Raw genomic sequence first — 1,501 nt, forward strand, 5'->3', positions numbered from 1 at the left:
AAGGAGCGTCCTAGGGTAAAGTCGGTAACTGGGGCTAAGTCGTAACAAGGTAGCCGTACCGGAAGGTGTGGCTGGAATACCTCCTTTCTGGAGCAGTATCGATACAAGTTATTGTAACAAGTTACCTACATGATTATTTCTTAAAATTGGTTGATTGGTTGATTAAGTTAGGTTAGGTTGATTAAGTTGAATGAGTAACATCAGGCAATAAATCACTAACTCACTAATTCAATCCTTCACTAATTAAACGCAAAAAAAGGAAACCCAAAAGATGAAGCCATCTATGTGGAGCGAAGCCGAAAGGTGAGCGAGGACACAGTTGGCAGTTCACAGTGGGCAGTAAAGAGCAGTTAGCAGTTGGCAACAAGAGCTAACTACAAAGCAGTAAAAGCTGCAAACTGCAAACTAAMAACTGCAAACTGAAATATAGTCCTGTAGCTCAGCTTGGTTAGAGCACTACACTGATAATGTAGGGGTCAGCAGTTCAAATCTGCTCGGGACTACAAGCGCAGCGAAGCTGCGAGTGGGCAGTAAACAGTTSACAGTAGGCAGTAAATAACTGCAAACTGAAAACAGCAAACTGCAAACTCATCTTAAGGGGGATTAGCTCAGCTGGCTAGAGCACCTGCCTTGCACGCAGGGGGTCAACGGTTCGAATCCGTTATTCTCCACCATGCCAGTTAGCAGAAGGCAGTTTACAGTGGGCAGTTAAAATAACTGCAAACTGAGAACGGCGAACTGCAAACTGACAAATCGTTCTTTGACATATTGGAAGAAGTAATAAAAAAGAGAAGACAACAGTATAGAGACGGTTGTTGGCTTTAAAGGATTACGAGGACAAAAGTAAAGAGGTAGCAATACCAATGAACTAATGAACGAGTGAACCAATGAACGGCAATCATATCAAAAAGCATACATACCGAGCAAAAGGCGGTATAGTAGAAGAAAGTAAGAAAGGGTACACGGGGGATGCCTTGGCTCTCAGAGGCGATGAAAGACGTGATAAGCTGCGATAAGCTACGGGGATCAGCAAATATGAATTGATCCGTAGATTTCTGAATGGGGAAACCTAACTATTTGAAGAATAGTTGCATAAATGCGCAAACCTGCTGAACTGAAACATCTAAGTAAGCAGAGGAAGAGAAAATAATAATGATTTCCTGAGTAGTGGCGAGCGAAAGGGAAGAAGCCCAAACCAATTATGTTACGGCATAATTGGGGTTGTAGGACCACAATATGAATATCAAACAAAACCGGAACGGGGTGGGAAACCCGGCCATAGAGCATGAGAGCTGCGTACGGGTAATGGATGATRGGATAGTGGTATCCTGAGTACCGCGAGGTCGGAGACGCCTTGTGGGAATCTGCCGGCACCATCCGGTAAGGCTAAATACTCCTGAGAGACCGATAGTGAACCAGTACCGTGAGGGAAAGGTGAAAAGAACCCCGAACAGGGGAGTGAAATAGAACCTGAAACCGTGTACTTACAAGCGGTCGGAGC

General features: G+C 44.4%; 2 tRNA genes and 2 rRNA genes. All 4 read left to right on the forward strand.

Annotated features, from left to right (window positions below):
* Nucleotides 1-87 (forward strand): 16S ribosomal RNA (locus AC1DXF_RS29355); the annotation flags it as partial.
* Nucleotides 88-428: 341 nt separating this feature from the next.
* Nucleotides 429-503 (forward strand) — tRNA-Ile (locus tag AC1DXF_RS29360).
* A 94-nt stretch (nt 504-597) separates the two neighbouring features.
* Nucleotides 598-674, forward strand: a tRNA-Ala gene (locus AC1DXF_RS29365).
* 268 nt (nt 675-942) lie between these two features.
* A 23S ribosomal RNA gene (locus AC1DXF_RS29370) occupies nt 943-1,501 on the forward strand; the annotation flags it as partial.

The sequence above is a fragment of the Mucilaginibacter sp. P2_A5 genome, from assembly GCF_056404995.1.